General features: G+C 60.3%; 21 protein-coding genes, 1 tRNA gene and 1 pseudogene. 16 read left to right on the plus strand and 7 right to left on the minus strand.

Annotated features, from left to right (window positions below):
- Window positions 1-159: 159 nt before the first annotated feature.
- From ACX3P0_RS17295 to ACX3P0_RS17335, 9 genes are all read left to right on the plus strand, one after another.
- Window positions 160-1,059, plus strand: a complete 900-nt coding sequence (locus ACX3P0_RS17295) for a LysR family transcriptional regulator (RefSeq protein WP_459090364.1) — start codon at window positions 160-162, stop codon at window positions 1,057-1,059.
- Window positions 1,060-1,650: 591 nt separating this feature from the next.
- Window positions 1,651-2,721, plus strand: a complete 1,071-nt coding sequence (locus tag ACX3P0_RS17300) for an amidohydrolase family protein (protein ID WP_459090366.1) — start codon at window positions 1,651-1,653, stop codon at window positions 2,719-2,721.
- Window positions 2,722-2,735: 14 nt separating this feature from the next.
- Window positions 2,736-3,116: a metal-sulfur cluster assembly factor gene (locus ACX3P0_RS17305; RefSeq protein ID WP_459090368.1), complete on the plus strand. Its 381-nt coding sequence runs from the start codon at window positions 2,736-2,738 to the stop codon at window positions 3,114-3,116.
- Between the two features lie 18 nt (window positions 3,117-3,134).
- The gene (locus tag ACX3P0_RS17310; RefSeq protein WP_459090370.1) at window positions 3,135-4,277 is read left to right on the plus strand and encodes a sugar ABC transporter substrate-binding protein; all 1,143 of its coding nucleotides are present in this window, start codon (window positions 3,135-3,137) and stop codon (window positions 4,275-4,277) included.
- A 96-nt stretch (window positions 4,278-4,373) separates the two neighbouring features.
- Window positions 4,374-5,945 carry a sugar ABC transporter ATP-binding protein gene (locus ACX3P0_RS17315; RefSeq protein ID WP_459090372.1) on the plus strand — a complete coding sequence of 524 codons (1,572 nt, stop codon included), beginning with the start codon at window positions 4,374-4,376 and terminating at the stop codon, window positions 5,943-5,945.
- A gap of 5 nt (window positions 5,946-5,950) precedes the next feature.
- On the plus strand, window positions 5,951-6,952 hold the full coding sequence (locus ACX3P0_RS17320; protein WP_459090374.1) for an ABC transporter permease: 1,002 nt from the start codon (window positions 5,951-5,953) through the stop codon (window positions 6,950-6,952).
- Window positions 6,953-6,998: 46 nt separating this feature from the next.
- Entirely contained in the window at window positions 6,999-7,382 is a 384-nt protein-coding gene (locus tag ACX3P0_RS17325) for a Rid family hydrolase (RefSeq protein WP_459090376.1), read from the plus strand.
- Window positions 7,383-7,461: 79 nt separating this feature from the next.
- Window positions 7,462-8,241, plus strand: a complete 780-nt coding sequence (locus ACX3P0_RS17330) for an alpha/beta fold hydrolase (protein ID WP_459090378.1) — start codon at window positions 7,462-7,464, stop codon at window positions 8,239-8,241.
- A gap of 184 nt (window positions 8,242-8,425) precedes the next feature.
- Window positions 8,426-9,136, plus strand: a complete 711-nt coding sequence (locus ACX3P0_RS17335) for a TetR/AcrR family transcriptional regulator (RefSeq protein WP_459090380.1) — start codon at window positions 8,426-8,428, stop codon at window positions 9,134-9,136.
- A gap of 319 nt (window positions 9,137-9,455) precedes the next feature.
- Here the strand turns inward: ACX3P0_RS17335 and ACX3P0_RS17340 are convergent, their stop codons facing one another.
- Window positions 9,456-10,094, minus strand: coding sequence for a hypothetical protein (locus ACX3P0_RS17340; protein WP_459090382.1), 639 nt, complete (start codon window positions 10,092-10,094; stop codon window positions 9,456-9,458).
- On the opposite strand from ACX3P0_RS17340, the gene ACX3P0_RS17345 reads away from it, so the two are divergent.
- The 3 genes and pseudogenes from ACX3P0_RS17345 (at window position 10,073) to xth (ending at window position 15,643) form a co-directional block, all read left to right on the plus strand.
- Window positions 10,073-11,467, plus strand: a complete 1,395-nt coding sequence (locus tag ACX3P0_RS17345) for a Y-family DNA polymerase (RefSeq protein ID WP_459090384.1) — start codon at window positions 10,073-10,075, stop codon at window positions 11,465-11,467. The two genes, ACX3P0_RS17340 and ACX3P0_RS17345, sit on opposite strands and share 22 nt — an antisense overlap.
- A pseudogene (locus ACX3P0_RS17350) lies at window positions 11,440-14,726 on the plus strand (error-prone DNA polymerase). The gene ACX3P0_RS17345 and the pseudogene ACX3P0_RS17350 overlap by 28 nt, the downstream one beginning before the upstream one ends.
- Window positions 14,727-14,869: 143 nt before the next feature.
- Window positions 14,870-15,643, plus strand: a complete 774-nt coding sequence (gene xth, locus ACX3P0_RS17355) for an exodeoxyribonuclease III (RefSeq protein ID WP_459090386.1) — start codon at window positions 14,870-14,872, stop codon at window positions 15,641-15,643.
- 11 nt (window positions 15,644-15,654) lie between these two features.
- On the opposite strand, the gene ACX3P0_RS17360 is transcribed toward xth, so the two are convergent.
- Both ACX3P0_RS17360 and ACX3P0_RS17365 read right to left on the minus strand, forming a co-directional pair.
- Window positions 15,655-16,125, minus strand: a complete 471-nt coding sequence (locus ACX3P0_RS17360; RefSeq protein ID WP_459090388.1) for an NUDIX domain-containing protein — start codon at window positions 16,123-16,125, stop codon at window positions 15,655-15,657.
- Between the two features lie 26 nt (window positions 16,126-16,151).
- Complete coding sequence (locus ACX3P0_RS17365) at window positions 16,152-16,745, minus strand: SOS response-associated peptidase (protein ID WP_459090390.1); 594 nt, start codon at window positions 16,743-16,745, stop codon at window positions 16,152-16,154.
- 597 nt (window positions 16,746-17,342) lie between these two features.
- Between ACX3P0_RS17365 and ACX3P0_RS17370 the strand changes: the two genes are divergently transcribed.
- On the plus strand, window positions 17,343-17,597 hold the full coding sequence (locus ACX3P0_RS17370; RefSeq protein ID WP_459090392.1) for a hypothetical protein: 255 nt from the start codon (window positions 17,343-17,345) through the stop codon (window positions 17,595-17,597).
- Here the strand turns inward: ACX3P0_RS17370 and ACX3P0_RS17375 are convergent.
- Window positions 17,557-18,912 (minus strand): tyrosine-type recombinase/integrase, encoded by a 1,356-nt coding sequence (locus ACX3P0_RS17375; RefSeq protein WP_459090394.1) that lies wholly within the window; start codon window positions 18,910-18,912, stop codon window positions 17,557-17,559. The two genes, ACX3P0_RS17370 and ACX3P0_RS17375, sit on opposite strands and share 41 nt — an antisense overlap.
- Before the next feature lie 137 nt (window positions 18,913-19,049).
- Window positions 19,050-19,123 (minus strand) — tRNA-Gly (locus ACX3P0_RS17380).
- A 126-nt stretch (window positions 19,124-19,249) separates the two neighbouring features.
- Here ACX3P0_RS17380 and ACX3P0_RS17385 point away from each other — a divergent pair.
- A complete protein-coding gene (locus tag ACX3P0_RS17385; protein WP_459080341.1) occupies window positions 19,250-19,513 on the plus strand; it encodes a DUF6460 domain-containing protein in 264 nt (87 codons plus the stop codon).
- A 36-nt stretch (window positions 19,514-19,549) separates the two neighbouring features.
- A complete protein-coding gene (locus tag ACX3P0_RS17390) occupies window positions 19,550-20,896 on the plus strand; it encodes an MATE family efflux transporter (protein ID WP_459090396.1) in 1,347 nt (448 codons plus the stop codon).
- A 10-nt stretch (window positions 20,897-20,906) separates the two neighbouring features.
- Here ACX3P0_RS17390 and ACX3P0_RS17395 read toward each other — a convergent pair whose 3' ends face one another.
- Window positions 20,907-21,983 carry a quinone-dependent dihydroorotate dehydrogenase gene (locus ACX3P0_RS17395; RefSeq protein WP_459090644.1) on the minus strand — a complete coding sequence of 359 codons (1,077 nt, stop codon included), beginning with the start codon at window positions 21,981-21,983 and terminating at the stop codon, window positions 20,907-20,909.
- Complete coding sequence (locus tag ACX3P0_RS17400) at window positions 21,980-22,330, minus strand: DUF952 domain-containing protein (protein WP_459080339.1); 351 nt, start codon at window positions 22,328-22,330, stop codon at window positions 21,980-21,982. The genes ACX3P0_RS17395 and ACX3P0_RS17400 overlap by 4 nt, the downstream gene beginning before the upstream one ends.
- A 110-nt stretch (window positions 22,331-22,440) precedes the next feature.
- Between ACX3P0_RS17400 and ACX3P0_RS17405 the strand changes: the two genes are divergently transcribed.
- The gene (locus ACX3P0_RS17405; RefSeq protein ID WP_459090398.1) at window positions 22,441-22,875 is read left to right on the plus strand and encodes a hypothetical protein; all 435 of its coding nucleotides are present in this window, start codon (window positions 22,441-22,443) and stop codon (window positions 22,873-22,875) included.
- Window positions 22,876-22,879 lie beyond the last annotated feature (4 nt).

A 22,879-nucleotide genomic window follows, 5' to 3' on the forward strand; every position in this document is an offset into this window, starting at 1 on the left:
GCATCCGGGCTTCCTTCCTCATCGAACTGCGCATCCTCGGGTGCCGACACCGCCCATCGGCAGCTATCGGCGACGCCGGCAGGTTAACTTCTGAATTCTGCATTTGGAAATTCCGATATTTCATTTCATTATTGCGTTTGATGAACGAATGGAGATTGGATGAGCGGCGAGAGCGACATGCAGTTCTTCACGGTGGTCGCGCAACGCAACAGCCTGTCGCAGGCTGCCCTGGAGCTTGGACTTACGGCCTCGGCGGTCAGCCGGCGGCTTGCCAGGATCGAAGACAGGCTGGGGGTGCGGCTGGTGAACCGCACCACGCGCCGGCTCAGCCTGACCAGCGAGGGCGAGGCCTATCTTTCCGCCTCGCATGACATCATCAACCGTATCGCGGTCGCCGAGGAAGCGATCTTCTCGGCCCGGGCCGAGCCGCAGGGCCTTTTGAGGATCAACGCGACGTTCCAGTTCGGCCGCGAGCATATCGCGCCCGCGATCTCGAAATTCTCCACGCTGTTTCCGCAGGTGCAGGTGCAGCTGGTGCTGACGGATGCGCCGATGAACCTGATCGAGGACGGGTTCGATCTGCAGATCCGGTTCGGGCCGCCGGCGGCGACGCGGCACGTGACGGCGCTGCTGCTGCGCAACAGGCGGATGCTGGTTGCCGCGCCCTCCTACCTGGCGGCTCGCGGCGTTCCACGTCGGCTGGCAGATCTCGCGCACCACTCGTGCATCGTTCTTCGGCAGGAGCATGCGGCCTACGACATCTGGAGGCTGGGCGACGACCAGGGCGTGCGCGTTGCCGGCGCGCTTGCGACCAATCACGGCGAGATCGCCGTCTCCTGGGTGCTCGACGGCCATGGGATCATGCTGCGATCGGAATGGGACATCGCCCCGCATGTCAGGTCAGGCCGGTTGCAGATCGTGCTGCCGCGCCACTACACGCAGGCCGACATCATGGCCGTCTACCCGGAGCGGCTGAACCTTTCGGCGAAAGTGCGCATGTTCGTCGATCTGCTGCGCGAGGAGCTCAAACCGAAGACGCGGGAATTGCAGCTTGCCTGACAATCATAACTGCGCACAGGCTTAGCGCTCGCGAGCCGCTTCGCCACGCTTGCTCGCACGAGGCCGCAGCGTTGATGGCGCGCTCTCAAGACAATGCCCCAACGGCATCTCTTGGCATGCAGTGCAGACGTTCATTCTTTGACTCTAGAGTGACCGCTAAGGGTCAGATCACGACCTTAATTCCAGCAGGTTGAATGTCTGCAATCTTCGTTCTGAAGCCAGAAGCTGCCTGTCCGCAGTCGGCCCCAATTTTAAGACGTTCGTTATGTCTCGACGCATGCTCGCTACTGGGACAACCATGGAGCCATGAAAAGAAAATTGGCAGCGACCGTCGCCTCCGTGCTGCGGCCGCCGGATGATCGTCCTGGGGCGGAACCAATTGAGCGCAAATGTAGGGCCATTTCGGTAGCTTAACCGACCCGCCGGAGCAGATTTCGCTACGGACGGCAGGACCGGAAGAACTCTTCTTTCGCCGACCTGTTGACAAGTCGATCTTTTAGCGATTGTCTACTGATCGATCGATCAGACAGGGAGCTGGAAGGTCGACAGGATGGGAGATGCGAGACTCTCCGAGCCTTTTGGGAGGAACTTATGCTTAACGACGTTTTTGTCCTTGATGCCATTGCGCACGCTTATAATTTCGCAGACAGCAATCGCATCGGTCAGCCATATGCCGATGGTATTGCGAACGGCGTCTATCAGATGCACACGCAATACGCGCCCAAGGGGCGGCCTGATCTGGTCCTCGATCAGCGAACATTCGACAATGATATCTGTGATCCCGACCTGACCGGCGAAGTCATTTTCGGCGAGAGCCACACGGACGCCACCATCTACCATGAGCTTCCGCTCTACGGTTACTTCAAGGATGGCGGCTCGCCCTTGTGGGTTGGCGAAAAGATGCGCGAGCGGTGGCCGGGTCGCGTCTTCCTCTATGGCGGCATTTCTCCTCACCAGCCAAACGCGCTGGATCGTGTCGACGAACTGGTGGAGCGCCATCGGGTATCGGGCATCAAGCTTTACCCGCACGACATGATCTCTGGCGAACTCCGTACTTACGGTATCGACGACGAGAAGTTGCTGTTTCCCATTTTTGAAAAAGTGCGCAAGCACGGCATCAAGACCGTCGCCATCCACAAGGCGATCGTCATGGGACCGGTTCCGATCGAACCTTATTTCCCCTTCGAGGTCGGGGCGGCGGCACGCGCTTTCCCGGACATCAATTTCGAGATCGTTCACGGCGGCTGGGCGTTCATGGAAGAAACCGTCGCGCAGATGCAGTGGCATCCCAACATTACGGTCAGCACGGAAGGGACGACCGCTCTGCTTGCCCGGTCGCCGCGCAAGTTCCTGGAGATCATCGGGACACTGATGATGAACGGCTTCACCGATCGGATCCTGTGGGCGATGGGCGGTCTGGTAGGTCACTCTCGCTGGTACGAAGAAGCTTTCTGGAACATCGAGATGCCGAGGGATCTTGTCGACGGCTACGGATTTCCGGAGCTGACCGAGGAGGCCAAGCGCAAGATCCTCGGTTTGAACGCCGCAAACCTGCTCGGCCTCAACATGGAAGAGGTCAAGCAAGCCACGTCCTCGGACGAATTTGCAAAGCCTCGCCGTCTGAAGGCGCCCTATTCGGCGCTCAAGCGCTCAGCCGCATAAGATCGGAGGACTTCATGAATAACGCAGAATTGCGCGAGTCCATCGCGCAAACCCTGGAAGCTATTGTCGACCCTTGCAGCATTGCTTCGGGCGCGCCTGCCGGGCTGGTCTCGATGGGGTTGGTAGGTGACATCAACATCATGCAGGCCACGGACAGCGCGGACGTCGAGGTCACCCTGTATATAACCGAACCGGGCTGCATGATGGCCGCCCTGTTCCAGATCACCGCCAAGCAAAAACTCGAGCAGATCGAAGGCGTCGGCAGTGTCGATGTGAAAGTCGACTACGGTCACATCTGGGGCCCGGAACAGATGACGCCTGAGTACCGGGAGCGCCTTCGCGAATACAGATCCTGTCAAGAGAAGCACATGCAAGCACTTCACGCGTCAGCATAAATCTAAAGGGAGGGAAAGATGAAACTACTGAGGAATTTGAAAGATTGGAGTATCATGGGCGGGGCCGCAATGGTTCTGCTAGGCGGCATCGCCTCGACGGGAAGCGCGTCCGCGCAGGAGGCCGATCCCGTCGCATTTGCCAAAACCGTCGTCGACGCTGCCCGCCAGAGCAAGATGTCGCGCAGTCCGCTCGACCAGGGCGGCGTCACATGGACCGGGGCGGACAGTTCGCCCAAGCCCATCGAGAAGGCAAGCGTGGCGGTAATGCCATGCCCCTTGTCGCTCGGCGTATGCCAGTTCCTGTTCAAGTCCGCGAAAGAGGCTGCCGAGGCGATCGGCTGGGAAGCCTTCCCGATCGACAACAAGGGCGATCCGGCCGTTGCGCAGAAAGCGGTCGATGCCGCCATCACCCGTGGCGTCAGCTGCGTGCTGACACTTGCCTCTCCCGCTCGCGATATCCGGTCCCAGATTCAGCGCGGCAAGGACAAGGGCGTCGCCTTCGTCACTGGCTTCTCCGATGATCCGAAGGAGTTTGGCGGCGATATCGGCTTTGGTCTCGACTACCACGCGGCCGGTGAATTGCTGGGCGCCTATGTCGTGGCGCATGGCGGCGGTGGCGTCGTGATTTTCGACTCGCCCCAGCTTCCCCAGCTTTCGGTCCGCCTGGCCGGGTTCAAGAGCTATCTTGAAAAGCATGGCGGCGGGGTCGCCACCATCGTGCACGAGGAAGATTATTCACTGGCGGCTGGCGCTCCCGGCCAGATCACCAAGATGCAAGCCATCCTTACCAAATATCCGAAGGACAGCTTCCAGTGGATCATCGGCCCATTTGACGATGCCTTGGTTCCCCTCTTGCAAACGGCAGCACAACGCGACCGTACCGAGATCAAGGGCCTTGCGTTCGACGGCGAACCGATCGCCTACGACTCCATCCGCAGCGGCGGCTCCCAGGCCGCCACCATCAGCTGGGGACTGGAGTGGGTTGCCTGGGCCGGCATCGACGAGTGCAACCGCGCGCTCAACGGCGCAGAGGTCGGCGTCAACAAGGACTTCCCCATTCAGCTGACCGACAGCACCAACGTGCCGGCGGAAGGCAAGTCCTACGACATCAACTTCGACTTCAAGGCCAAGTACAAGGAGATGTGGTCCGCCGCCCGCTAAGGCGCGCCGCCTTGCCACAACGGATGTGAGGCCCCCCGCGGGCCTCACATCCCCCAATCATGCCCGAGTTCCGACAGACTGCGGATGCGATTTCCTATGCAGACACATGATCAAATCGTGATGGCGAACACGCCGGGCGACGCGACCGAGGCGGGAGCTGCGTCAACGGTCCTCGCCTTCCGCAACATCGGCAAGACCTTCGGGCCGACGGTGGCCGTGGACGATGTCAGTTTCGAACTGCATGCGGGCGAGATCCATGCCCTGGTGGGCGAGAATGGCGCCGGCAAATCGACGCTGATCCGGATTCTGGCCGGAGACCATCAACCCGACCAGGGTCAGATCCTGCTGGACGGAAAACCAGTACAGTTTGGTCATCCCGGCGCGGCGCTCGAACACGGGATCGGTTTCGTCCACCAGATTCCGATGTATGTGCCGGACCTCAGCATCACCGAAAATCTGCTGCTGGGCGTGCCTTTCCGCAGGAATGGACTTGGCCTGATCGACTGGGCCGCCGAGCACATCGCCGCGAAAAAGGACCTGCTGAAGGTCGGCATCCATGCCGATCCTCGACAGCCCTTGATCAATCTGGGGCCGGCCGAGCGCCAGCTTGTCGCCGTCGCGCGATCGTTGCGCCGTGGCCTGAGCGTGCTGGTGCTCGACGAAGTCACCGCCTCGCTGACGGAGTTGGAAGTTCGCACGGTCCACACGCAGATCAAGCACTTGCGCGACCAGGGCATCGCCATCCTCTATGTCAGTCATCGGCTTGAAGAAATCTTCCGCATCGCAGACCGCGTGACGGTCATGCGGGACGGCCGGCGCGTGGCCACCCTGCCCGTCGCGGGGATTTCGCACCGGGACCTCGTGAACCATATCGTCGGGTCCGATGTGGACGATCTCTTCTCAAAGCCCAACGCTTCTCCAACGCACGCTGGTTCGTCTCCCCGCCTTGAACTCGCGGGCCTCGGCGACGCCAAATTGAAGGGCCTGGATCTCAAGCTCTACCCCGGCGAGATCGTGGGGATCGCGGGCCTCGGCGGCAGCGGGCGTTCCCGCCTGCTCAAGACGATCTATGGCGAGGTCAAGCACACCGAAGGCGAAATCCGTCTCGACGGGAAAGTCTGTCGGTTTGCATCTGCGTCGGATGCCTTGGATGCCGGCATAGGCCTGGTGACCGAAGACCGGATAGCCGACGGCTTCGTCGACACCTTGCCTATCTGGAAGAACATCACCCTGCCATGGGCCAAGCGTTATTCGGGACGCGGCTTTCTGAAATTGGGGCACGAGCGCACATCCGCATCGCGCGACGCCGCCCGTGTCGCGGTCAAGATGCCCTCGGTCGACGCGCTCATGACGCAACTGTCGGGCGGAAACCAGCAGAAGGCGATTTTTGCGCGTTGGATTTCCGCGCCGATCAAGCTGCTTCTTCTGGATGAGCCGACGCACGGCGTCGATATCCGTTCCAAATCTCACATCTACGAGTTGATCCGCGACCTGACGAAACGGGGCGTGTCCATCCTGCTGGTCTCCTCCGACACCGAGGAACTGGTGGGGCTGTCCGACCGCGTCTTCATTTTGTCCAGCGGCCACTTCCGGTCCGAATTGTCCGGAGACGAAATCAACAAGGATCGCATCCTTCACTCACTCCTCGATGAAGAAGAACAAAGCTGATGACCATGGTAACCACGGAAAGGAAAGCCAAGCCGGAACTGCCTGACGGGCCTGAACCGCGCAGCAAGAGCAGAGTGGATTGGGGCACGCTCGCGCCAGTCTTCTTCTTCTGTTTTCTGATCGCCGTGTTCGGCATTCTGGAACCGGCGGTTTTCCTGAGCGGCGAAAACCTCGCCTCCATTCTCAATAACGGCGCGGTTCTTGCTATGCTCGCTTGCGGCCTTACCGTCGTGCTTGCCGTGGGCGAATTCGATCTGTCGATTGCCGCAACGGCGTCTTTTGCCGGCGCGATGGCCGCCGTGCTGGTCACGCAAATGGGCATCGGCGTGACGTTGGTCGTCCCTGTCGTCGTATTGCTCGGGCTGATCATCGGCCTGGTCAACGGCATCCTCGTCACCCGCTACCAGATGCCCGCTCTTATCGCGACCATCGGCGTTTCCAGCCTGCTCGATGGGTTGACGCTCTGGATAACCGGCAACTCCGTCATCTTCAGCGGATTTACCAAGGCCTTCCTGAAGCTGGGCGACTGGCGCATAGGCACCATCCAGGCACCGGTATTCTATCTTCTGGTGCTGAGCGCGGTTCTCATCGTGGCCCTTCGCTACACGGCCACCGGCCGCCATATCTATGCGACCGGCGGAAACCGCGCGGCAAGCCGGATGTCCGGTATCCGGGTCGACCGGCAGATCATTACCGCCTTTGTCATCGCCGCCATTCTCGGCTCGCTCGCAGGCCTGATCTATACGGCCCGCCAGGGTTCGCTGACCCCCTTGTTCGGCGCAAGCATGTTGCTGCCGACCTTCGCGGCCGCGTTCCTGGGCTCGGTGACGCTGGCGCGGCGGCACTTCCATGTCGTGGGCACCGTCATCGGCGTCTATCTCATCGAGACCGGCACGACGGGTCTCCTGATCCTGGGGGCTCCCGCCTATACGCAGCAGCTTTTCGCCGGGGCCGTGCTCATTTTCGCGACCATCGGGGCCCGTTACCGCCGCCGCGGTTCGACCTGAGCGCCGCTTTTCACAGCCATTAGTCACAGCAACGGAAGGAAGTACCATGTTCATTCCCATCGTTCCCGCCGGGGCATCCAAGCCCATCGCCCCCTACGTTCACGGCGCTCGCGCCGGCAACGCCCTTTATGTTTCAGGGACACTGGCAATCGACCAGGCAGGCGCTGTCGCGCACCCCGGCGATATCCTGGGTCAAACCCGCCATGTGATCGAGCAGATCAAGGGCGTGGTCGAGGCGGCGGGCGGCTCGCTTCAAGACATCGCCTACAACATGATCTTCATTTCCGACGCCAAATATTACGCGGGAATGAACGAGATCTATTCGAGCTACTTTCCCAATCCTCCCGCCCGGTTCTGCATCATATCCGAATTGGTCAGGAAGGAATTTCTCGTCGAGATCGCATCGGTTGCTCACATCGGGGATGCGTGAGGCGACCGACAGAAGCCGAGCAAGCTCGAACCGATGCAGTCAGCCGCTCCTCAAGCGCCATTAATACTAAGGTTTTCGGATGCCCATTGCCCAACTTTCAGATTGTGAGATCTACTACGAGGAGTACGGCGAAGGCCCGCCGCTGATGTTCGTGTCCGGTCTTGGCGGGGTCGGCTCGTACTGGACGCCGCAGATCGAGGCGTTCGCCAAGCATTTCCGCGTGATCATTCACGATCATCGGGGCACGGGGCAGAGCACAAAATCGAAGATCCGCTATTCGCTGGAGCAGATGTCGGCGGATACGATCGGCCTGATGGATGTGCTCGGCATCAGCAGTACCCATCTGGTAGGGCATTCGACGGGTGGCGCGATCGCCCAGATCCTGTGCCTCGATCACCCGGAGCGCATCCGCAGTGCCGTCATGTACGCCACCTGGACACGTGCCGATAATTTCTTCCGCAGGTGCTTCGAGGTGCGCCGCGAATTGTTGAAGGCGGGGGCGTCGGCCTATATTCGCGGAGCTTCGATCTTCCTCAATCCGAGCTGGTGGATCCGGGATAGCGCGGACGAGGACGATACCTCCGTCTACGGAGAGGATTTCGACACCGATATCGTCGACAGCCGTATCCAGGCGCTTTTGGATTTTGACCAAACGCAACGCCTCTCACAGATTGCCGTTCCAGTGCTGGTGGTTGGGGTGGAAAACGACCATCTGACCCCGCGCTATTATTCCGAGGAACTGGCCAAAATCATCCCGGGCGCGGAACTGGTTATTCTGGCCGATGGCGCCCACGTCGCGTCGCAACTGCGCCCACATGAATTCAACAAGGTCGTCTATGATTTTCTTTCCCGGTCATGACCGGGAGCGGTGAGGCCAGTGCCGGGGCTGGAAATTAGAGGTTTCCGCCGCCGTATCTGTGGTGAACGTAGTGGCGGAAAGCACCCGTGAGCATCGTGTACTTGAACCTCGCTCTGGACTCAGGTCGGTCGGGAAATATAACGTTCCGCATCGCGGTAGAACATTTGGGTAAAGCTGCTATCTCATGACAATCGCCAAGATTAAGTCTCAAGATCGGAACGACCGCATAACCTCCGATACGAGCAAGAGGGACGTCATCCTGGATCAGGCGGCGATATTGTTCGCGTGCAAGGAATTCGAGGGCACTTCAATGCGTGACATAGCGCGCATGGCGGATGTCAGTCAGTCCCTCATCCATTACCATTATGAAACCAAAGAGCAGCTTTTCGAGGCGGTATTCGATCGTCATATGACCGAGATGAACCGTCATCGAATGAGCCTCATAAGCGATTTTATGAGCAGCAAAAATCCCGATGAAGAACAATCGATCGAGAAATTAATAGAGATCTTGATCAAACCGTGGATCGACCTGACGAATGACGAAAGAGAGCCTACGAGAGAATTCGCGAAATTTGTTATCAGAAGCGCCTATCACGATGACGAGTGGTCGCGAACCGTCGCGGTCAAGTACTTTGATGAAGTCCAGCGAACGGGCGTAAAGGCGTTCAAGGCAATCATCCCCGAATTCGACAACAAGGCGGCCTTCCGGGCGTATTTTTTCACGCTCAGCATGTTCTACATGTCGTTGAGTGCACGGGGCCGGCTCTCAGCGCTCGCAGGGGGGGACACCGATATGGCGGATTCCGGCTCCCTTCTCCATCATGGTGTGTGCTTTGCCGCGGCCGGTATTCGCGCGATGCGGGCCGAGATATCGGGCAGGACCGTTCACGAATGAGATGGGGCCTTGTTGTGGCGGCAATGGCTGAAGCCGTAGATCCGCTTCAAGGTCGCTCCAATTTGCGGATCACAGTACCGCCAGACAGAAGCCTCGGAAATTCATACGATCGGAATCTTCTACTGAAAGCGGACATTGTTGGGCCGGCTGGAGCTATCCATGGTAATCCCCTTTATCAGATTTGGTGGCGGAGCCATGATGGGCTTTCGGATCGTAAATCTGATCGTGCTGGGGCAGCCGCAGAATTTTCACGTGAATGCAGCAACGTGGGGTGTAGCGAACCACCGGGAGTCGATACCTAAGCTGGACGTCCCCGTCATCAGACCGCTACGTCGAGCGCTTCGACGTTGCCGTCGAACAGCTTGATCGCTGACGTCAATGCCGTGTTGGACAGGGTTTGCGTCGCCAGCACGGCGAGCCGCTTCATCGGTCGCGAGATCGAGACATAGAAGAGATTTCGCGCGCGGAAGTAGCCCTTACTGTTGGCTGCCGTCAGCGCTTTGGTCTCGATGAGCTCCAGCAATATGGGCCAATTATAGTGGTTCCAGCCGCCGCCAAGCACCACTAGGACGTTCTCGAATTCCGCGCCCTTGACGCTGTGTTGGGTCGCGAAGGGCGACTGCTTCTCGACGAACTTCACCAACGAGATCACTTCGGCGTACGCCACCGCTCGCAACGCGTCATGCCGCTGGAGACCTGTGGCGTCGTCAGGTATCGGCTCGCCGTTGAACTGCCGCAGTTCATCCTCGCGGCGTAGCACCCGATCGGGAAGGACCGGACGTTTCGTTGCCTGCAAATGATCGAGCACGGCGCCGATGGTGCCTTCGTTGCGGAGATTCAACAGCCGGTCCATGTCGTTCCGCCAGGCGAGCTTATCCGCTTGCGTGTGGATCGCCGGACGACTGCCATAGAGGCGGAAGACCTCTGCATAGTTGGATGTCCGATAGGCCTCAGCCATCGGTTCGAGCGTTTCCGCGAAGAACTTTATGGCAGGATCTTCCTTCCGCGCGAACGCGTCATTACGTTTCCGGAAAACCTCTGCGATGGACGGGTACCGAGGCGCTGGCTCGGCTCGCAGTGTGGGCGCTCCGGCGTTATGCGCCGATCGTTGCCGCCGATTCCCCCGACGGTCTGGTCATCGATACGACGGGCGCTGATCATCTTCATGGCGGCGAGACCGTTATGCTCACCGATATGGTGGAACGGCTCGCCGCGTCCGGCATTACGGCTCGTGCCGCGATCGCCGATAGCTGGGGTGCGGCGCATGCGCTTGCCCGCTTTGGCGCGCTGCCGATCCATGTCGTGCTCCCAGGGGAGAGTACAACTGCGATCCAGCAACTGCCGATAGCAGCCTTGCGCTTGCCGACAGAGATGGTCGCCAGTCTGCGGCGGCTTGGCCTTGACCATATTGCCGATCTCTCCTCAAAACCGCGTGCACCGCTAACCCTGCGTTTCGGGCCTGAACTCGGCCGTCGGCTTGACCAGGCGATGAACCGCCTCGGTGAACCGATCGAACCGGTCCGGCCGCCCGAAATCGCCGAGGTCCGCCGCGCATTCGGCGAGCCGATCGGGGCCGCCGAGACCATCGCCAAATATACGGCAAGGCTCGTTGCGGAACTTTGTTCATTGCTCGAGATCAGGGGACATGGTGCGCGCCGTCTCGATCTGCTGCTCTACCGCGTCGACAACCGTGTCGAGGCAATCCGTGTCGGTACGGCGCAGCCTGTGCGTGACGCAGAACGGCTGGCACGGCTTCTCACCAACAAGATCGAGACGATCGATCCTGGCTTCGGCATCGAACTCATGCGGTTGGCCGCGACCGAAGCCGAACCGCTGAAACACAAGCAGACGATCTCTTCACTGATCGAAGCGCCTGAGGCCGATGTCTCCGATCTGATCGATACGCTCGCCAATCGCATCGGCGAAGAGCGGCTCTATCGCTTTGCACCGATGGCCAGTGACGTTCCGGAACGGTCGGTCCAGCGGATTGCTCCTACGGCACCCGATTGCGGAGAAGTTTGGCCGAGCCGCTGGCCGCGGCCGACACGATTGCTGACGACGCCGGAATTGATCGAGACGGTGGCGCTCCTGCCCGATCATCCCCCCGTCACGTTCACCTGGCGTGGCATCCGCCGCCGCGTCCGCCGCGCCGACGGTCCCGAGCGTGTTTTCGGCGAATGGTGGAAACGCGACGCCGAGTTGACGGCTGTCCGGGATTATTTCCAGGTCGAGGACGATTCCGGCGAGCGCTTCTGGATTTACCGCGCCGGTGACGGGGAGGATGCGGCGACGGGCTCGCACAAATGGTTCCTGCATGGAGTATTCGGGTGAGCGGCGTCGCACGCTATGCGGAATTGCAGGTGACCTCGCATTTTTCCTTTCTGCGCGGAGCGAGCAGTTGCGAGGAATTGTTTTCGCAGGCCGCCGCACTTGGCATCGAGGCGCTGGCCGTCGTGGACCGCAACAGTGTCGCCGGGATTGTCCGTGCCCACCAGGCGGCCAAGGAAACCGGGGTGCGCCTGATCGTCGGCTGCCGTCTCGATCTTACTGGCGGCCTGTCGGTCCTGGTCTACCCCACCGACCGTCCCGCCTATGCACGGCTTTGCCGCTTGCTGTCGCTCGGCAAGGGACGGGGCGGCAAAGGCAAATGCATTCTTGGCTGGGACGATGTCGTCGCCTATGGCGAAGGATTGATCACCGTCCTTGTACCCGACGAAGCCGACGATATCTGCGGCCTCCGCTTGAGGCGATTGCACGAATCCTTTGGCGACCGCGCCTATCTGGCGCTGACGCTTCGGCGGCGGCCGAATGACCAGTTGCGCCTGCACGAGCTTTCGAACCTGGCGGTCTCGATGCGCGTGCCGACCGTCATTACCAATGATGTCCTGTTCCACGCCCCGGTGCGGCGTCTGATGCAGGACGTGGTCACCTGCATCCGGCACAATTGCACGATCGACGACGCGGGGTTCCGGCGCGAGCGCCACGCCGATCGCTACCTGAAGCCTGGCGAGGAAATGGCACGCCTGTTCGGCCGCTATCCGGAAGCGCTTGCCCGCACCGTCGAGATCGCGAAACGCTGTCGCTTCTCGCTGGATGAACTCGCCTACCAATACCCGGAAGAAAAGACGATGCCGGGCCTGACGGCGCAACAGGCGCTCGAACACCTGACCTGGGAGGGTGCCGCGGAGCGTTATCCCGAAGGCCTTCCCGACAAGGTGCGCGCCTCGCTCATGCACGAATTGCGGCTGATCGAGAAACTCGAATATGCGCCGTACTTCCTGACGGTGAATTCCATCGTTCGCTTTGCCCGCTCCCAAGGAATCCTTTGCCAGGGCAGAGGGTCCGCCGCCAACAGCGCGGTCTGCTTCGTGCTCGGCGTCACCTCGATCGATCCAGACCTCAACGATCTTCTGTTCGAACGGTTCGTCTCCGAGGAGCGGCGCGAGCCGCCCGACATCGACGTCGATTTCGAACATGAACGGCGCGAAATCGTCATGCAGTGGGTGTTCGAGACCTACGGCCGTGACCATGCCGCACTTTGCTCGACCGTTATCCGCTATCGTTCGAAGGGTGCATTGCGCGATGTCGGCAAGGCGCTCGGCCTCACCGAAGATCTGATCAAGATGCTGTCCGGCCAGATCTCGTTCTGGTCGAAGGAGGGCGTCGACCCGAAACATGCCGAAGAACTCAATCTCAATCTTGGCGACCGCCGCTTGCGGTTAACGCTTGAACTTGCCCGCGAACTGATCGGCACGCCGCGCCACCTCTCACAGCATCCCGGCGGGTTCGTGCTCACCAACGACCGTCTCGATGATCTTGTGCCAATCGAGCCGGCGGCGATGAAGGATCGGCAGGTAATCGAGTGGGACAAGGATGATATCGACATCCTGAAATTCATGAAGGTCGACTGTCTGGCGTTGGGTATGCTTTCCTGCATGAAGCGAGGATTCGATCTCCTTTCCGCGCATAAGGGGATCAATCTCGATCTGGCGAGCATTCCGCCGGAGGACGCGAAAACCTACGCGATGATCCGCAAAGCCGACACCCTTGGCACCTTCCAGATCGAATCCCGCGCGCAAATGTCCATGCTGCCGCGAATAAAGCCACGCACCTTTTATGATCTCGTCATCGAGGTGGCGATCGTCAGGCCAGGCCCGATCCAGGGCGACATGGTGCATCCCTATCTGCGTCGCAGGGAGGGAAAGGAGGACATCGTCTATCCCAAGCCCGAACTGGAAAGGTGCTCGGCAAGACGCTCGGCGTACCGCTGTTCCAGGAACAGGCGATGCGGGTCGCCATTGAATGTGCCGGGTTTACCCCGGGGGAGGCCGACCAGTTACGCCGGGCCATGGCGACGTTCAAGCATACAGGCGGCGTCAGCAAATTCGGAGAGAAGCTGATCTCCGGGATGATGAAAAATGGCTACGAGCGCGAATTCGCGGAGAAGACCTTTAGCCAACTCGAAGGATTCGGCTCCTACGGGTTTCCGGAAAGCCATGCCGCGAGCTTCGCGCTGATCGCCTATGCTTCGTCCTGGTTGAAATGCCATCATCCTGACGTCTTTTGCGCAGCACTTCTCAACGCCCAGCCGATGGGATTTTATGCGCCAGCGCAGATCGTCCGCGATGCAATTGCCCACGGTGTCGAGGTCCGCCCGGTCTGCGTCAATGCTTCGCGCTGGGATTGCACGCTGGAGCCGACCGACCGGGAGGATAGTTTTGCCGTCCGTCTTGGCTTGCGGATGGTCAAGGGCTTGGCCAATGCCGATGCCGCCCGGATCGTTGCCGTTCGCGCAGACCGATCTTTTGCCTCGGTCGACGATCTCTGGCGACGCGCGGGCGTTCCAGCCGCTTCCCTCGTGGAGCTAGCCGAGGCCGATGCCTTCCGCCCGTCCTTAGGACTCGCGCGGCGGGAGGCACTTTGGGCGATCAAGGCGCTACGGGACGAGCCTTTGCCCCTGTTTGCCGCCGCATCGATCCGGGACGCCGAAACCGTTCCGGAAATCCACGAACCTGCCGTACCGCTGCGGCCGATGACGGCTGGCGGCGAGGTAGTCGAGGATTACGGTCATGTCGGGCTGACGCTGCGCGACCATCCCGTCAGCTTTCTCCGGGAGGACCTTCGTCGGCGGCGCATCGTTTCCTGCGCAGACGCCATGGCCGCGCGCGACGGCCGTTGGCTGGAAGCTGCGGGCATCGTGCTAGTCCGCCAGCGGCCGGGGTCGGCAAAGGGCGTGATGTTCATCACAATCGAGGACGAAACCGGGATCGCCAATCTGGTAGTGTGGGAGAAGATCTTCGAGAAACATCGGCGCATTGTGCTGTCAGCCGGCATGATCGGCGTCCATGGCCGCATCCAGCGTGAAGGGGATGTCGTGCATCTCGTCGCACATCGGCTGACCGACCTGTCGGCCGATCTCGCCAGCGTTGGTGATCGAGACGCAGCATTCCCGTTGCCGCATGGCCGAGGCGATGAATTCCACCATGGCGGCCCCGGTCTTGATCCGCGCGGCGGGCCGAAATTGCGGAACAGCGACAATTCAGACGCGCATATCGAGCAAATCAGGGTGAGGACGCGGGATTTCCGATAATCGGCGGAGGCATTTAGCGAGGCATGAGGATGCGTCTTATTTGATCACGCCGCAGACATTGCCCACGATGAAAGCCTGGCAGAACCCGACGCTCGGCTTATGTAGGGGTGGGAGGGTCGCTCCATGAAACTCGGACTCTGCAGTTGAAGATCGCCAGTTTCAACGTCAACGGCGTAAACGGTCGTTTGCCCGTTCTCGTACGATGGCTGGGAGAAGCCCAACCCGATGTCGTTTGTCTTCAGGAACTGAAATCACCAGACGACCGCTTTCCGATCCAAGAGATCGAGAAGGCCGGATACGGTGCAATATGGCATGGACAGAAAAGCTGGAACGGCGTTGCCATCCTTGCGCGGGGGAAAGAGCCGATCGAAACCCGCCGGGGATTGCCAGGAGATCCCGATGACAGTCACAGCCGCTATCTCGAGGCGGCCATCGACGGAATGATTGTGGCCTGCCTTTACATTCCGAACGGCAATCCTGCACCTGGTCCGAAATTCGATTACAAGCTGCGCTGGTTCCAGCGGCTGTCGGAACACGCAGCCTCGCTCCTCGCACTCGACATACCCGTCATCCTCGCCGGAGATTACAATGTCATGCCGACGGATTTGGACGTCTACGCGCCCGAGCGCTGGCGTGACGACGCGCTGTTCCGGCCGGAGGTGCGTGCCGCCTATCACGATCTTGTTGCGCAAGGCTGGACGGATGCGTTTCGTCACCTTCACCCGGACCAGCGCATCTATACCTTCTGGAAATATTTCAGGAACGCCTTTGCGCGCGATGCGGGCCTGCGGATCGACCACTTTCTGCTGAGTCCATCCGTCGCTCGTCGGCTGAAGGCCGCAGGTGTAGGCAAGGACGTGAGGAGTTGGGAGCACGCTAGCGATCACGCCCCTGTATGGATCGAATTATCGAAATAGGCAGCCGAGCATCAACGCCCCTCCCGTCGGCGCGCGAAGTCCGACAAAATGGGCTTTTGACCTTCCAGGATTTTGCTGTCGGCTTCGGCCAGACTGAACCAGGCGGCGCGATCCACTTCGGGAAACTCTTTCATCTGGCCGGACCGGGGCGGCCATTCCAGTGTGAACGTATTGCTGGTGATCGCTGTCAGGTCGATGTCGATGTTAGCCTCGACCGACCAGGCGATGACGACTTTTCCACCGCGTTGCTTGTACTCGCCAAGCCGCTCGAAACGACCATGGATCCTTGTTCCAATTTCCTCTTCGACCTCGCGCTGCGCGGCCGCCAATTCGTCTTCGCCGTCGTCGACGAGTCCTTTCGGTATGGACCACGCCCCCGCATCCTTCTTCGCCCAGAACGGTCCGCCGGGATGGACGAGCAGCACTTGGAGTTCCGCCTCTGTTCGACGAAATATCAACAGTCCGGCACTGCGCTTTACCATGTCGACCCCCAGGGCGCCGGTGGTCGCTAGTCGGAGCCGGGTCGCACGGTTTGAACATCAAGCGATCCTGCGGGAAGTGGCCTGAGAAGCTCAGCTTCAGGCTTCGTAAGATGAATCCAGGATGCCCAGTCTTCGGGACGCAATACGACCACCTGCCGATTGTGATAGGGCCTGACATCCGGCCCAGGTTCCGTCGTCAGCATTGCAAAGGACGGAGGCTGGTTACCCTCGCCGTCACGCCAAAGGCCCGCGATCGCCATGAAGGGTGAATTTTGCAGTGTGAACCTGTGCTTGGCCTTCGGATACTTCTTTCCCGTGAATTCGAAAAAGGCGCTCGCAGGAACGAGACAGCGCTTGCTTTCCGTGAACCTTCGGCCTTCCGAGCGGAAATTGAAAATCGGACCGCTTTTTGGATCTGCCGGGGGAAAACCGAAACGCATCGACACGAGTTCGATCGTCTCACCTGCACTTCGCATCACGGGTCCGGTGTCGCCGATCTTGACGTCGTCTGCCATCGGCAAGTCCAGTTCGGTGTGTTGCGGAGGAATCTCCAATTCCAGTTGCCGCATAAGTTCGCGATACTCTCCCCAAACGATGTGTTGTTCGTAATCGTTACACATTCTGGCAAGATAGGGCGGACCACCACGGCTGACGAGAGGTCAACATTGTCTTTGGGTTCAAGGTAGTCGCGGGAATGGCCGTTCGTCGGTAACTTCGTCGCGAACGTGGAAGCTCTGGAACAACAATTGGTCGCGGACGGGCTGCAAACCGAGCTGAAATCCATCCTTATCGCCCAGGGCCTGGCCGGCGCCGCCAACATGTCTGATGCCGACCTTGTCGCCTCTTTGAAGGAGGACAAATGCGGCTATGCTGCACAACTCGGAGCCCAATGCGCAGTCGATCCCACCCTTATCCCCGCGCGTCCCTGCAGTTTCGAGTCGGATCTCTTCGAATCCTTGGTCAGGAACCGACTATAGAGGGACCGCGAACATCGAGTCTTTTGGAGAGGGAATGAATCCTGAAGTCATATATCAAGGACTCATTCTAAATTGTTGACATTAAAGCGCTAAGTGAAATTCCGCGATTTGACCGTGAGTGCCAAAATAGATACAATTCGCGCCCGCCGAGCGGCGCGGCGACGCGGCGTGGACGGCGAGTATGAGGAGAATGCCGCCTAGCTTTGCCGAGGTGGCAGCTCGTTTAGTAGCGGCGGCCCCATGGAGAAGATGCCCTCGCTCGACGTTCCAGATGCCGGCTCCGGACCGGCAATCACGGCCGAACTGCTCGAGCTGTGCATGGACCGTGGTGCCCAAGCCATTGTCAGGGACGAAAAACGCGGCGCCGCCTATCTGCCCATCTACGACAGGCTGAGCGCGGAGCTAGCGGCCATGAGGCAACGGGCTGCGACGCTGGACGAGATACGGGAGCGCGTCAGACGATCGCTGGATCGAAGTCGAAAGCTATCTGGTTGAGGACCTTCTGGCGAAACTTCAACGAGCCCTTCTCGCCATACAACGGCCTCTCGAGCTTATGCCCCACTAGGACTTCCCGTAGCTCCATATCGATGCCCCCTTCCAGCATGCGGTCCTCAAAGGAGTGCCTGAGCGAATAGACGGCATGCTGCTGGCTGGGCTTGAGGCCATTCTCCTTCAGATATTTGTTGGCCATCGCCGAATAAGAGTCCTCTTTGTCCTTGTAGCGAAGAAATCCCTTCGGATGCCGTTTGAACACCTCCAGGGCGACGCCGACTAGCGGGATCTTCCGGTCTGACTGTTCGGTTTTTATGTCTCTCGTGTCGTCTGGGTCGGTGCGGGCCGTTACGTGTATGTAAGGGACCTCCTCGTCGAGATGGATGTCTTCTGGCACGATGTTGCACAGCTCCGCCGGACGACAGCCTGTTTCGATCAGTGCCAGGGTGATTCCGCGACCTTGGTCGTTCATCGCCGCGAGCGCGCCGGGGGCGAGGATCTTGTCCCGGATCCACTCCGGCGCAAACGGCAATCTCTTCCGCCCGCCGTCGTTCTTGAAGCTGAGATCGGAGAATGGGTTCTTCCTGTCCTCCTGCTGGTGCTTGAAGTACTCCGAAAAAATGTTCCGCAGTATGCCGATCTGCTTGTTGGCGGTGCTCGGGGAACACCCTCTCTGTGTCTTATCCTCCGGAATTACCCTGCCAAGCCAGTATTTGTGCAGGGTCAGACCGTCTCCGCGCGTCGTGTCCGCGATCGGTTTTTTATCTGTCAGCAAAAGGAATTTTGATATAGCGCCCTTTCTCGTGTTGTCCCAACGCTTCAACTGCCCTGGACTCTTTTTTGCCAGTTCCTGTTTCTTGATCACGCTCTTGTAGACTTCGTATGCATTCCACCAACTGACCGTCGGGCGCTCCTCGCGTCCCAGGGCCGCAGCCTCCGCTACGGGCGGCGTCCCCGCCGGCAGGATCGCGACCACGTGCCGGACGAGTTCGGCGAGCGACCCCGAAGCCAGTTCCGAACTTGTCCGGTAGGAAAATCCCAGCGCCTCGGCCCGCCGAGCCGCGGCTTGGTACCGCAGGCGTGCCTGGTCCGCGTCCTCGTCGAGAATCAGTGCTTGCCAATAGTCGCTGTCGGCCGCCTCCAGCGCGTCCCGCTTGGCTCTGGCCTCCGCCAAGTCGTCGGTCTTGAGCGACATCCGGACGAGAGGTGAACGCGAATCCAACGCGGCGACGACGGCGGGAATACGACGCCAGTAATAGTAAATTCCCTGTCGGGGCAGCAGGTAGCGATCGGGATCGACCTTCCGGTAATAGCGCACTTCGTCGCCTCGCGGTATTACTGATTGTATCTCACATTGTATCACAATCTCGCAGCAAGTCAAGCGGGCTCCCTATGGGCTGTATCGCGCGATGCCTTTGTTTGCAAGGCGTTGGCGGAGAATTAGGGGGTGAGAGATGGAGCGGGTAGCGGGAATCGAACCCGCGCGTTCAGCTTGGGAAGCTGACAAGCTACCATTACATCATACCCGCGCAGCAGCCTCGTTATCATGAAGCTGGGTCGTGGGGCAATCGCAAAGCCGATGGCTTGAAGCGCCGATGGCTTGAAGCATTGTCTGCACGTGCTATTTGACGAACAAAATAATCTGGAGCCGCGTCTTGTCCGCATTGAACCGCTTTCTCGGCGACAGTCCCATCAAGGTGCTGCTGAAACTCATCGTCATCTCGTTCCTCGTCGGGCTGGTGATGAGTGCCTTCGGATGGTCGCCACTCGACGTGCTCTACCGCATCAAGGAATTTTTCCTCGACATCTGGAACATGGGCTTCCGCGCTCTCGATCATTTCCTCGGCTACATCCTGCTGGGGGCCGCGATCGTTGTTCCGGCCTTTCTCCTGCTGCGGCTTGCCAGTTTCCGGAAATAGCACCACCGGCCGCATATTTCGGTTGATCGACACTTCTTGAGGAAAGCTGCCCTGGATCAGGCTTCGACATTGGCTGCCCGGCCGTTTACGGTTTCGAACCGCTCGGTACTGGCGATTGCCGTACCGATGACGCTTGCCTATCTGACGACGCCGCTGCTTGGCCTTGTCGATACGGCCGTGATCGGTCAGTTCGGCGATGCGGCCCTGCTTGGCGGACTTGCTGCCGGCGCGCTTGTCTTCGACGTGGTCTTCACCACTTTCAATTTCCTGCGCTCCGGCACGACAGGGCTGGTCGCGCAGGCTTTCGGGCGTGGCGATACGCTGGAAGAACAGGCGGTGTTCTGGCGCGCCGTGCTCATCGCGGTCGTGGTCGGTCTGGTGCTGGCGCTATGTGCGCCGCTCGTGTCGCTTGGCGGGCAATGGTTCATGGGCACTGAGCCGCGCGTCAACGAGGCCATGGATACCTATATCCGTATCCGCCTGCTCGGTGCGCCGTTCTCGCTGATCAATTACGCCGTCCTCGGCTATGTGCTGGGCCGCGGCGAGGGCAGGCTCGGCCTGCTCCTGCAACTCGTTCTCAACGGCATCAACATCGTCCTTTCCATCGTGCTCGGCCTGAAATTGGGCTGGGGCGTCTCGGGCGTCGCCTGGGGAACCGTCTCGGGCGAATTCATCGCCGCGCTGGCCGGGCTGGTCATCCTCAGCCGCCGCTTTGCGAGTATGCCGCGCGTGTCGAAAGCCCGCCTGCTCAACATAGGCGCCTTCGTGGCCACCATGGCGCTCAACCGCGACATCATGATCCGCTCGTTCTCGCTGCTGGCGGCCTTTGCCCTGTTTACCCGCCACGGTGCGCAGTTCGGCACGGTGACGCTGGCCGCCAATGCGGTGCTGATGAATTTCTTCATGGTCGCCAGCTTTTTCCTCGACGGTTTCGCCACCGCCGCCGAACAGCTGGCGGGGCGGGCCATCGGTGCCCGTGCGGAGGCCGCATTTCGGCAGGCCGTGCGCCTGACGCTGATCTGGGGGTTCGCACTGGCGGCAGCGGCCATGTTGGTTCTGCTGCTGGCGGGCGACAGCCTGATCGGCCTCATCACCACGTCGCCGGACGTACGCGCCGTCGCCTCGGCCTATTTGCCATGGGCGGCACTTACGGCGCTGAGCGGCGTGCTGGCGTTCGAGATGGACGGGATATTCATCGGGGCGACATGGTCGCGCGACATGCGCAACATGATGCTGCTGTCCCTGGCGGCCTTTGTGATCGCAATGCTGGCGCTGGCGCCTTTCGGCAACAACGGCCTGTGGATGGCGCTGCACATCTTTTTGCTGATGCGCGGGTTCGGCCTGCTGGCTATATTGCGCCTGCGCGTGCGAACCGCCTTTTAAAGCCACCCTTCTAAAGCGGCTTGGCCGCCCAGAGATACAGGTCGCTGTCGCGTAGGTCGCGGATCGACGGCAGGCCTTCCTTGCCGACGAATTCGGCCATGCCGGAAACGATGCGCGCCGGCAGGCCCGGCCCGGCATAGATCATGCCCGTATAAAGCTGGACCAGATCGGCGCCGGCCCGGATTTTCTCCAACGCCGCTTCAGTGGAGCCGACACCGCCTGCGCCGATGATGGCTCTGTCGGGACCGAGCAATTTGCGCATTTTGGCCAGCACGATGGTCGAGCGCTCGAACAGCGGCTTTCCCGAAAGGCCACCGGCTTCACTGGTAGCGCTCCTGCTGCGAAGGTCCTGCCGCGCCAGCGTGGTGTTGGAGACGATGACGCCGTCCACCTGCTTGGCCGTCACCTCGGCGGCGATGGCTTCGAGTTCCGCTTCGACAAGGTCGGGCGCGATCTTGAGGAAGATCGGCGGCTGCGCGGAAGCTTCCGCTCTCGCCGTCATGACGCGCACGAGCAGTTCGGCAAGCTGCTCTTGCCCCTGCATGGCGCGCAGGCCGGGCGTGTTGGGAGACGAGATGTTGACCGTCAGATAGGACGCATGCGGGGCGAAACGGCGAATGCCGAGTTCATAGTCACCGATCCGATCGGCGCTATCCTTGTTGGCGCCGATATTGACGCCGACGATGCCGCCTCGTCCTTTGCGGGCGACCAGCCGGCGCTCCATCGCCTCGTGTCCCTCATTGTTGAAGCCCAACCGGTTGATGACGGCCTCGTCTTCGACAAGCCGGAAGATGCGCGGCTTGCGATTTCCGGCTTGTGCCAGCGGCGTCACCGTACCAACTTCGGCAAACCCGAAGCCCAGGCCCAGCAGGGCGTCGGGCACTTCCGCATTCTTGTCGTAGCCGGCCGCCATGCCCAGCGGATTGGGAAAATCGATGCCGCATAGGCTTGTCTTCAGCCGGCTGTCGGCGGGTCTGCCGGTCCTGATTGGAAGCCCGCTTTTCAGCGCGGCGATGGACAGGCCATGCGCCGTTTCCGGGTCCAGCGCGAACAGGATTTTCTGGCCGATTTTATCGAGCACGCTTATTGGCCATCCATTTCAGGAAATTCATGTAGGCCGTCGGCGGCAAGCGGCAAGGCGCGAACCCAACTTACGGCGTCGAGGTCGAGAACGCCGTAAAGATGAGGAAACAGCGCGCCGCCCCGTGACGGCTCATATTTCAACGCATCGCCCAGGCGGTCGCCGTCGACGGCGACCAGCAACAGGCCGTCCTGCCCGGAAAAATGCTTTGCCGCCGTTTCCCGCGCTTGCGCCGCTGTGGAGAAATGAATGAAGCCGTCGGCGATGTCGACCGGCGCGCCGAGGAAGCGGCGTGTCTTTTCCGCTTCGCGCCAAAGGCTTGCGGGGCATATCTTGTAGATGGTCTGTGCCATGCCTGCGCTATAGTCTCAATGCGGGCTGCGGGAAAGGGCAGGGCAAAGGTCTTCCCCATTTCAGCCGGAAACATGCGATAATCTCGACCGACCGACCGATGGAGGAAGAGATGCGTCTTCAACACCTCATTGTTCCTGCCGCGACTGCCTTGCTGGTCACGGCATCGGCACAGGCCGACGACAGCGGCCGTTACCGGTTGGAGAAATCGGCTGACGGCTATGTCCGCATGGATACGCAGACCGGCGCCATGTCGACATGCAAGGATCAGAACGGCCAGTTGGTCTGCCGGACGGCCGCCGACGAACGCGCTGCCTTTCAAGATGAGATCGACCGCCTCCAGACATCGGTGAAGGCGCTCGACACGCGCGTGGCGACACTGGAAAACTCGTTATCGGCACGCCTCGAATCCAAGCTGCCCACCGAGGAGGAGTTCAACAAGACGATGGGTTATATGGAGCGCTTCCTGCGCAGCTTCATGGGTATCGTCAAGGACATGGAAAACAACGATAGCGGACCCGCCAAACCGGCCCCGGAAAAAACCTGAGGTA

It is taken from the genome of Mesorhizobium sp. A556 (genome assembly GCF_054489545.1).

Bases quoted from the DNA above. Each gene is read 5' to 3' on its own strand.
- ACX3P0_RS17295 (WP_459090364.1), top strand. From the start codon at position 160: ATGAGCGGCGAGAGCGACATGCAGTTCTTCACGGTGGTCGCGCAACGC.
- ACX3P0_RS17300 (WP_459090366.1), top strand. From the start codon at position 1,651: ATGCTTAACGACGTTTTTGTCCTTGATGCCATTGCGCACGCTTATAAT.
- ACX3P0_RS17305 (WP_459090368.1), top strand. From the start codon at position 2,736: ATGAATAACGCAGAATTGCGCGAGTCCATCGCGCAAACCCTGGAAGCT.
- ACX3P0_RS17310 (WP_459090370.1), top strand. From the start codon at position 3,135: ATGAAACTACTGAGGAATTTGAAAGATTGGAGTATCATGGGCGGGGCC.
- ACX3P0_RS17315 (WP_459090372.1), top strand. From the start codon at position 4,374: ATGCAGACACATGATCAAATCGTGATGGCGAACACGCCGGGCGACGCG.
- ACX3P0_RS17320 (WP_459090374.1), top strand. From the start codon at position 5,951: ATGGTAACCACGGAAAGGAAAGCCAAGCCGGAACTGCCTGACGGGCCT.
- ACX3P0_RS17325 (WP_459090376.1), top strand. From the start codon at position 6,999: ATGTTCATTCCCATCGTTCCCGCCGGGGCATCCAAGCCCATCGCCCCC.
- ACX3P0_RS17330 (WP_459090378.1), top strand. From the start codon at position 7,462: ATGCCCATTGCCCAACTTTCAGATTGTGAGATCTACTACGAGGAGTAC.
- ACX3P0_RS17335 (WP_459090380.1), top strand. From the start codon at position 8,426: ATGACAATCGCCAAGATTAAGTCTCAAGATCGGAACGACCGCATAACC.
- ACX3P0_RS17345 (WP_459090384.1), top strand. From the start codon at position 10,073: ATGTCCGATAGGCCTCAGCCATCGGTTCGAGCGTTTCCGCGAAGAACT.
- ACX3P0_RS17340 (WP_459090382.1), bottom strand. From the start codon at position 10,094: ATGGCTGAGGCCTATCGGACATCCAACTATGCAGAGGTCTTCCGCCTC.
- ACX3P0_RS17360 (WP_459090388.1), bottom strand. From the start codon at position 16,125: ATGGTAAAGCGCAGTGCCGGACTGTTGATATTTCGTCGAACAGAGGCG.
- ACX3P0_RS17365 (WP_459090390.1), bottom strand. From the start codon at position 16,745: ATGTGTAACGATTACGAACAACACATCGTTTGGGGAGAGTATCGCGAA.
- ACX3P0_RS17370 (WP_459090392.1), top strand. From the start codon at position 17,343: ATGGAGAAGATGCCCTCGCTCGACGTTCCAGATGCCGGCTCCGGACCG.
- ACX3P0_RS17400 (WP_459080339.1), bottom strand. From the start codon at position 22,330: ATGGCACAGACCATCTACAAGATATGCCCCGCAAGCCTTTGGCGCGAA.
- ACX3P0_RS17405 (WP_459090398.1), top strand. From the start codon at position 22,441: ATGCGTCTTCAACACCTCATTGTTCCTGCCGCGACTGCCTTGCTGGTC.